The organism is Citrobacter sp. wls718 (assembly GCF_005280945.1).
Classification (GTDB): domain Bacteria; phylum Pseudomonadota; class Gammaproteobacteria; order Enterobacterales; family Enterobacteriaceae; genus Citrobacter; species Citrobacter gillenii.
The window spans coordinates 52270-61107 of record NZ_SZWV01000043.1 but is presented as its reverse complement, the minus strand read 5'-3'; the positions used below and the strand labels follow the sequence as shown (position 1 = coordinate 61107).

Annotated in this window: 6 protein-coding genes and 1 pseudogene; 4 read left to right on the top strand and 3 right to left on the bottom strand. The window is 56.0% G+C overall.

The features are described 5' to 3' along the window. A partial coding sequence (gene prpR / locus FDW95_RS23640; RefSeq protein WP_249358978.1) for a propionate catabolism operon regulatory protein PrpR occupies nt 1–983 on the bottom strand: 983 nt, incomplete at its 3' end. Between the two features lie 251 nt (nt 984–1234). On the opposite strand from prpR, the gene prpB reads away from it, so the two are divergent. The 4 genes from prpB to prpE all read left to right on the top strand — a co-directional run bounded on the left by prpB (nt 1235) and on the right by prpE (nt 6824). Beyond that, nucleotides 1235–2119 carry a methylisocitrate lyase gene (gene prpB / locus FDW95_RS08395; protein WP_115259323.1) on the top strand — a complete coding sequence of 295 codons (885 nt, stop codon included), beginning with the start codon at nt 1235–1237 and terminating at the stop codon, nt 2117–2119. Between the two features lie 118 nt (nt 2120–2237). Continuing rightward, nucleotides 2238–3407: a 2-methylcitrate synthase gene (gene prpC, locus FDW95_RS08390; RefSeq protein WP_115259321.1), complete on the top strand. Its 1170-nt coding sequence runs from the start codon at nt 2238–2240 to the stop codon at nt 3405–3407. 39 nt (nt 3408–3446) lie between these two features. Continuing rightward, nucleotides 3447–4898: a bifunctional 2-methylcitrate dehydratase/aconitate hydratase gene (locus tag FDW95_RS08385; RefSeq protein WP_115259319.1), complete on the top strand. Its 1452-nt coding sequence runs from the start codon at nt 3447–3449 to the stop codon at nt 4896–4898. A 39-nt stretch (nt 4899–4937) separates the two neighbouring features. Then, nucleotides 4938–6824, top strand: coding sequence for a propionate--CoA ligase (gene prpE / locus FDW95_RS08380; protein WP_115259317.1), 1887 nt, complete (start codon nt 4938–4940; stop codon nt 6822–6824). Nucleotides 6825–6893: 69 nt separating this feature from the next. On the opposite strand, the gene FDW95_RS08375 is transcribed toward prpE, so the two are convergent. Next, nucleotides 6894–8147, bottom strand: a complete 1254-nt coding sequence (locus tag FDW95_RS08375; RefSeq protein WP_115259316.1) for an MFS transporter — start codon at nt 8145–8147, stop codon at nt 6894–6896. A gap of 57 nt (nt 8148–8204) precedes the next feature. Continuing rightward, nucleotides 8205–8838 (bottom strand): annotated as a pseudogene (gene lacZ / locus FDW95_RS23635) (beta-galactosidase); the annotation flags it as partial.

Here is an 8838-nt window from a genome sequence, read left to right as displayed (position 1 = left end):
AGAAACAGCGTCCCGCCGTGGGCAATTTCAAACAGGCCCGCGCGACCGCCCCGACGAGAGCCGGTAAACGCGCCATCTTCATAGCCAAACAGCTCCGCTTCCAACAATGATTCGGTAATAGCCCCGCAGTTAACGGCGACAAATGGCGCTGAGGGCTTGCCACGTCGAGAGTCCTGACGGGTGAAATATTCCCGATGAATCGCCTGCGCCGCCAGCTCTTTCCCCGTCCCGGTTTCACCCTGAATCAGCACCGGTGCGCGCGAGCGGGCGTACAGCATGATGGTGTGGCGAACCTGCTCTATCTGCGGCGAATGACCGCGCATATCACCCAGCGTATAGCGGGTGCGTAGCGTATCGCCGCTGGCGTATTGCCCGTTGCGTCGGAGCGTCAGGCGGGTCATATCCAGCGCATCGCTAAAGGCCTGACGTACGGTGGCCGCCGAATAGATAAAGATCCCGGTCACCCCCGCTTCTTCCGCCAGATCGGTAATCAAGCCCGCGCCAACCACCGCTTGCGTTCCGCCGGCTTTCAGCTCGTTGATCTGCCCGCGCGCATCCTCTTCGGTGATATAGCTGCGCTGCTCCAGGCGCAAATTGAACGTCTTTTGAAAGGCGGTTAATGCGGGCAGTGTTTCCTGATAGGTGACGACGCCAATCGACGGGGTTAGCTTACCGGCTTTCGCCAGCGCCTGTAGCACGTCGAATCCGCTGGGTTTTATCAGGATCACCGGAATCGACAGGCGGCTTTTCAGATACGCGCCGTTGGAACCCGCGGCGATGATGGCATCGCAACGTTCGCTGGCGAGCTTCTTGCGGATATAGGCCACCGCTTTTTCAAAACCCAACTGAATTGGGGTAATGGTTGCGAGGTGATCAAACTCCAGGCTGATGTCGCGAAACAGGTCGAACAGGCGCGTGACGGAGACCGTCCAGATAACCGGTTTGTCGTCATTCATGCGTGGTGGAAGATGTGTCTCAGCCATCGCTAACCCCAAAATTAAAGAACCGAATATTGGGTTTAGTTGTGTTTCATAAATGTTGCAATGAAACGTTCAGGCCGGTTTCATGAAACGCGTGCTGACACGCTTTTGTGCGACAAAAACGCAGAGTAAAATTGTAATTAATTGTTTTAAAAGAGGTAAGTAAAAATAACGCACTCAATAAAGGCGTTGGCATACCCCTTGCTTTAGGTTAATCAACGAACGATAACAAGTTGATAACAAGAGGATGGGATATGTCTCTGCACTCTCCAGGGCTGGCGTTTCGCGCCGCGCTCACTAAAGAAAATCCATTACAAATTGTTGGCACCATCAATGCAAACCACGCTCTGCTGGCCCAGCGCGCTGGGTATCAGGCGATTTATCTCTCTGGTGGCGGCGTGGCTGCCGGGTCGTTAGGGTTACCGGATCTCGGTATCTCTACCCTCGATGATGTACTGACCGATATCCGCCGTATCACCGATGTCTGCCCGCTGCCGCTGCTGGTGGATGCCGATATTGGGTTCGGATCATCCGCGTTTAACGTGGCACGCACGGTGAAATCGATGATCAAAGCCGGGGCCGCTGCGCTGCACATTGAAGATCAGATCGGCGCCAAGCGCTGTGGGCATCGTCCGAACAAGGCGATCGTATCGAAAGAAGAGATGGTCGACAGGATCCGTGCGGCGGTGGATGCGCGTACCGATCCGAACTTTGTTGTTATGGCGCGTACCGATGCGCTGGCGGTGGAAGGGTTAGACGCCGCTATCGATCGTGCGCAGGCGTATGTCGAAGCGGGCGCTGACATGCTGTTCCCGGAAGCCATTACGGAGCTGGCAATGTACCGCCAATTTGCCGATGCCGTGCAGGTACCGATCCTTGCCAACATTACTGAATTTGGCGCAACGCCGTTGTTCACTACCGATGAGTTGCGCAGTGCGAACGTGGCAATGGCGCTGTATCCGCTGTCGGCATTTCGCGCCATGAACCGTGCCGCCGAGCAGGTGTACAACGTGCTGCGCCAGGAAGGCACGCAGAAGAACGTTATCGACATCATGCAGACGCGCAACGAGCTGTACGAAAGCATCAACTACTACCAGTTCGAAGAGAAACTCGACGCGTTGTACGCCACGAAGCCGTAAGCCTGATAAGGCGCAGTCGCCATCAGGCAATGCCGGATGGCGCTACGTTTATCCGGGCTACAACGTACGACGCGATGCATACCCTCAATACCCTATATATAAAAATAACGAGGACAACATGAGCGACACAACGATCCTGCAAAATAGTACGAATGTTATTAAGCCGAAAAAATCGGTCGCGCTGTCCGGCGTGACCGCCGGCAATACCGCCCTGTGCACCGTTGGTAAAAGCGGTAACGATTTACACTATCGTGGCTACGATATTCTCGACCTCGCGCAACAGTGCGAATTTGAAGAAGTGGCGCACCTGCTGATCCACGGAAAATTACCCACCCGCGATGAACTCAACGCCTACAAGGTTAAATTAAAAGCGCTGCGTGGCCTCCCGGCAAACGTGCGTACCGTTCTGGAAGCGTTGCCTGCCGCTTCGCATCCGATGGACGTGATGCGTACCGGCGTTTCTGCGTTGGGCTGCACGCTGCCGGAAAAAGAGGGGCATACCGTCTCCGGCGCGCGCGACATTGCCGATAAGCTGTTGGCCTCGCTCAGCTCGATCCTGCTGTACTGGTATCACTACAGCCACAACGGTGAGCGTATCCAGCCGGAAACCGATGACGATTCCATTGGCGGTCATTTCCTGCACCTGCTGCACGGCGAAAAACCGTCGGCCAGTTGGGAAAAAGCGATGCACATCTCGCTGGTGCTGTATGCCGAACACGAATTCAATGCCTCGACCTTTACCGGACGGGTGATTGCGGGAACCGGCTCGGATATGTATTCCGCGATTATCGGCGCCATTGGCGCGCTGCGCGGTCCGAAACACGGCGGGGCCAACGAAGTGTCGCTGGAAATTCAGCAGCGCTACGAAACGCCGGATGAAGCCGAAGCTGATATCCGTAAACGTGTAGAAAACAAAGAGGTGGTGATTGGCTTTGGTCACCCGGTCTACACCCTTGCTGACCCGCGGCATCAGGTGATCAAGCGTGTGGCGAAGCAGCTTTCCCAGGAAGGCGGCTCGCTGAAAATGTACAACATCGCCGACCGTCTGGAAGAGGTAATGTGGGATACCAAAAAGATGTTCCCGAACCTCGACTGGTTCTCGGCGGTTTCCTACAACATGATGGGCGTCCCGACCGAAATGTTCACCCCGCTGTTTGTCATCGCCCGCGTCACCGGCTGGGCGGCGCACATCATTGAACAGCGCCAGGATAATAAAATCATCCGGCCTTCCGCCAACTACACCGGCCCGGAAGATCGCGTATTTGTCGCTATTGAAAAGCGTTGCTAATGCAAAACCTCTAAAGATAAAAAACAGGAAACGTACCCTATGTCCGCTCATATTTCGAATGTTCGCCCTGAATTTGACCGTGAAATCGTTGATATCGTTGATTACGTGATGAATTACGCCATCACCTCGACGGTGGCGTATGACACCGCGCATTATTGTCTGCTCGACACCCTCGGCTGCGGGCTGGAAGCGCTGGAATATCCGGCCTGTAAAAAACTGCTGGGGCCGATTGTCCCGGGGACGGTGGTGCCGAACGGTGTTCGCGTGCCGGGCACCCAGTTTCAGCTCGATCCGGTGCAGGCAGCGTTTAACATTGGCGCGATGATCCGTTGGCTGGACTTCAACGACACCTGGCTTGCCGCGGAATGGGGCCATCCTTCCGATAACCTTGGCGGGATTCTGGCCACCGCTGACTGGCTGTCGCGCAATGCGGTAGCAGCGGGTAAAGCGCCGCTGACTATGAAAACCGTGCTGACCGGTATGATCAAGGCCCATGAAATTCAGGGCTGTATCGCGCTGGAAAACTCCTTTAACCGCGTCGGCCTGGACCACGTTCTGCTGGTGAAAGTGGCCTCGACCGCCGTAGTCGCCGAGATGCTGGGACTGACCCGCGATGAGATCCTCAACGCGGTTTCGCTGGCGTGGGTCGACGGACAGTCGCTGCGAACCTATCGTCATGCGCCGAATACCGGTACGCGTAAATCCTGGGCGGCGGGGGATGCCACATCCCGGGCGGTACGTCTGGCGCTGATGGCCAAAACCGGCGAGATGGGGTATCCGTCTGCGCTGACGGCGAAAACCTGGGGCTTCTATGATGTCTCCTTCAAAGGAGAAGCGTTCCGCTTCCAGCGTCCGTACGGCTCTTACGTGATGGAAAACGTGCTGTTTAAAATCTCCTTCCCGGCTGAGTTCCACTCCCAGACCGCGGTAGAAGCCGCCATGACGCTGCATGAAAAACTGCTGGCTGCTGGTAAGACGGCCGCCGATATCGAAAAAGTGACGATTCGTACACACGAAGCCTGCATTCGCATCATCGACAAAAAAGGCCCACTGGATAACCCGGCGGATCGCGACCACTGCATCCAGTACATGGTGGCGGTCCCGCTGCTGTTCGGACGCCTGACGGCGGCTGATTATGAAGACGGCGTGGCGCAGGATAAACGCATCGACGCGCTGCGTGAGAAAATTAACTGCTTCGAAGATCCGGCCTTTACCGCCGATTATCACAACCCGGAAAAACGCGCCATCGCCAACGCTATCACCCTGGAGTTTACCGACGGCTCCCGTTTTGACGAAGAGGTGGTGGAATACCCGATCGGCCACGCGCGTCGTCGTACTGACGGCATGCCGAAGCTGGTCGAGAAATTCAAAATCAACCTGGCGCGCCAGTTCCCGACCCGCCAACAACAGCGCATTCTGGATGTTTCCCTGGACAGAACTCGCCTGGAACAGATGCCGGTTAATGAGTACATGGATTTGTTCATTATCTAAAACCTGACTCATTAGGCGTAAGTTCAACAGGAGAGCATTATGTCTTTTAGCGAGTTTTATCAACGATCTATCACTCAACCTGAGTCATTCTGGGCCGAGCAGGCCCAGCGTATTGACTGGCAGCAGCCGTTCACTCAGGTGCTGGACCATAGCCATCCGCCGTTTGCGCGCTGGTTTTGCGGTGGGACGACCAATCTGTGCCATAACGCCATTGACCGTTGGCTGGAGAAGCAGCCCGATGCGCTGGCGCTGATTGCCGTTTCCTCGGAAACCGAAGAAGAGCGCACGTTTACCTTTCGTCAGCTGTATGACGAAGTCAACGTGACGGCCGCTATTCTGCTGTCGCTGGGCGTGCAGCGAGGCGATCGGGTATTGGTGTACATGCCGATGATCACCGAGGCACACATTACGCTGCTGGCCTGTGCACGCATTGGTGCGATCCACTCGGTGGTGTTCGGCGGCTTCGCCTCGCACAGCGTGGCGGCGCGAATCGACGATGCCCGACCGAAGGTCATCGTGTCGGCGGATGCCGGGGCGCGCGGGGGCAAGATCCTGCCGTATAAAAAGCTGCTCGATGATGCCATTGACCAGGCGCAGCATCAGCCGCATCACGTGGTACTGGTCGATCGTGGGCTGGCGAAAATGGCGCGGGTCGAGGGGCGCGATCTCGATTTTGCCGCACTGCGCCAGCAGCATCTCGGGGCGCGCGTGCCGGTGGTGTGGCTGGAGTCGAACGAAACCTCCTGCATACTTTACACTTCCGGCACGACCGGCAAGCCGAAGGGCGTGCAGCGTGACGTTGGCGGCTATGCGGTGGCGCTGGCGACGTCGATGGAGACCATCTTTGGCGGCAAAGCGGGCGGCGTGTTCTTCTGTGCCTCGGATATCGGCTGGGTGGTCGGACACTCCTACATCGTTTATGCCCCGCTGCTGGCGGGGATGGCGACGGTGGTGTACGAAGGGCTGCCGACGTACCCGGACTGCGGTGTGTGGTGGAAGATTGTCGAAAAATATCAGGTCAGCAGAATGTTCTCAGCGCCGACCGCCATTCGCGTGCTGAAGAAGTTCCCGACCGCGCAGATCCGCAATCACGATCTCTCCTCGCTGGAGGTGCTGTATCTGGCGGGCGAGCCGCTGGATGAACCCACTGCGAGTTGGGTAACCCAAACACTGGGCGTGCCGGTGATCGACAACTACTGGCAGACTGAATCCGGTTGGCCGATTATGGCAATTGCCCGTGGCGTGGACGACAGGCCGTCGCGTCTGGGCAGCCCCGGTGTGCCGATGTATGGCTACAACGTGCAGTTGCTCAACGAAGTGACCGGTGAACCCTGCGAAGCGAACGAAAAGGGTATGCTGGTGATTGAAGGGCCGCTGCCACCGGGCTGTATTCAGACCATCTGGGGCGATGACGAACGGTTTGTGAACACCTACTGGTCGCTGTTCTCCCGCCAGGTTTACGCCACCTTCGACTGGGGGATCCGCGACGCAGACGGCTATTACTTCATCTTAGGCCGCACCGATGATGTGATAAACGTGGCCGGACACCGGCTGGGCACCCGCGAGATAGAGGAGAGTATTTCCAGCTATCCGAACGTCGCGGAAGTGGCGGTGGTCGGCGTGAAAGATGCGCTGAAAGGGCAGGTGGCGGTGGCGTTTGTTATCCCGAAACAGAGTGACAGTCTGGAAGACCGCGACATTGCGCATTCAGAAGAGAAGGCGATTATGGCGCTGGTGGACAGCCAGATTGGTAACTTTGGCCGTCCGGCACATGTCTGGTTTGTGTCACAACTGCCGAAGACGCGATCGGGCAAGATGCTAAGGCGTACGATCCAGGCGATCTGTGAAGGCCGCGATCCCGGCGATCTGACCACCATCGACGATCCCGCGTCGTTGCAGCAAATTCGCCAGGCAATCGAAGAATAATCCTCGTTAAACAGCCCGGTAGCGCGATGCTTACCGGGCTTGTTATTACACCCTCTGGCAAACCCCGCGTTATAGCGCCGGGCTTTCCCGGCGACGCAGCAGAGACAACGGCCCCGGCCCGCTCAGTGTGAACACCGAAATCAGCGTAAAAGTCAGCGCAATAATACCCAGCACCAGATACGCGCCATGGAAGCCAATGCTTTCGTACATATTGCCCGCCAGCACCGACATGAAAATCATCGCCAGCTGTTTGAAGAAACAGAAGCACACGAGGTAAATGGTGGCAGAAAACCGTACCTCAAACTGGCTGGTAATGTATTTGAAACAGCCGACGATCAGGAACGGGATTTCAAACATATGCAGCGTTTTGAGGATGATGACCTCCAGCGCCGAGGTGGCGAATGATGAGCCGATAATACGTACCGACATAATCGCCCCGGCCAGCAGTAGAGCGTTCTTCCCACCAATACGGTTTACGATCAACGGCGCAAAGAACATGATCGAGGCGTTGAGTAATTCCCCCATGGTGGTGACATAGCCAAATACCCGCGTGCCTTGTTCACCGGTTGCAAAGAACGAGGTGAAGAAATTGGCAAACTGCTGGTCAAACACATCGTAGGTGCAGGACACGCCAACCACGTACAGCGACAGGAACCACAGCTTTGGCTGCTTAAATAATTCCAGCGCCAGCTTCAGGCTAAAGGCAGAGTGGTTTGCGCCGACGGCATTGGCGACCTCTGCTGATGACGAGGTATCGGTGCGCGAGAAGAACAGCAGCAGGGCGAGGACTACCGCACAGCCAGAACCCAGCCAGAAGACAAATTCATTGTTGATGGTAAACATAATGCCGACAATGGATGCGCACAATGCCCAGCCAACGCAGCCAAACATTCGCGCCCGGCCAAATTCAAAATTGCTGCGGCGACTGACTTTCTCAATATAAGCTTCAATCGCAGGCGCCCCGGCATTATAAATAAATCCCAGGTAGATGCCACCGACAATCGAGCCTACTAAAATATTGAACTGTAATAATGGCCCAAACACGTAAATAAAGAACGGGGCAAACATCACCAGCATGCCAGTGATTATCCACAGCAGATGCTTACGCAGGCCGAGTTTATCAGATAGCAGACCAAATACCGGTTGGAACAGCAACGAAAACAGCGATATACAGGCGAAGATAATGCCGGTATCGCTTTTACTGATATGGTTGATATCGTGTAACCAAATCGGGAAGAAAGGGAAATAGGCACCCATAATAAAAAAGTAAAAGAAGAAGAAAAAACCGAACATCCAGAAGTTAGTGTTTTTTAAATAATACATAATAGACTTCCTCAGGCAAAATAAGGGCAGGTCGTAACCTGCCCATTATTATTATGTTTAGCCCCAGATAACCTGGTAGTGATAACGCCCTGCGCTCAGCAGAAACTCCGGGGAAACGGAAGGGCTCCACGAATCATCCCCGCCGACGCCCATATGGAAGCCGTCAATATTGAGCCAGGTTCCCGCCTCCGGCGACAGCAGATGGCGATGGCTGGTTTCCATTAACTGTTTTTGGCTGTAGCGGCTGATGTTGAACTGGAAGTCACCACACCACTGATGTGCCCCGTAGCGCAGCTCGCGCGTACCGCAGCGCAGGCCGTTTTCGCTCGGGAAGACGTAAGGGGTGTACATCTCATCCAGCGACAGATCCCAACGGTCAAAACAGGCCGCGCTCAGGCGATCCGGGTAGTTCTCATGCGGGCCGAGACCTAACCAGTTTACGCGTTCGGCAACCTGCGCCAGCTGGCAACTGAGGCCGATACGTGCCGGGTGCGGCGTTCCGTTGGCGACATCGACATCCACCGTGATATGCATCTTGCCATGGCCGTCGATACGGTAGGACTTGCAGCTGATAAACAGCGTTTCGCCCTGATACTGCCAGGCGTGCGCGGTGGTAATCAGCACGCTTTCCGACAGGGATTCGGCTTCGCACAACACCCGCTGAGGCTCTGCGCGATAGTGGCCGGCGGCT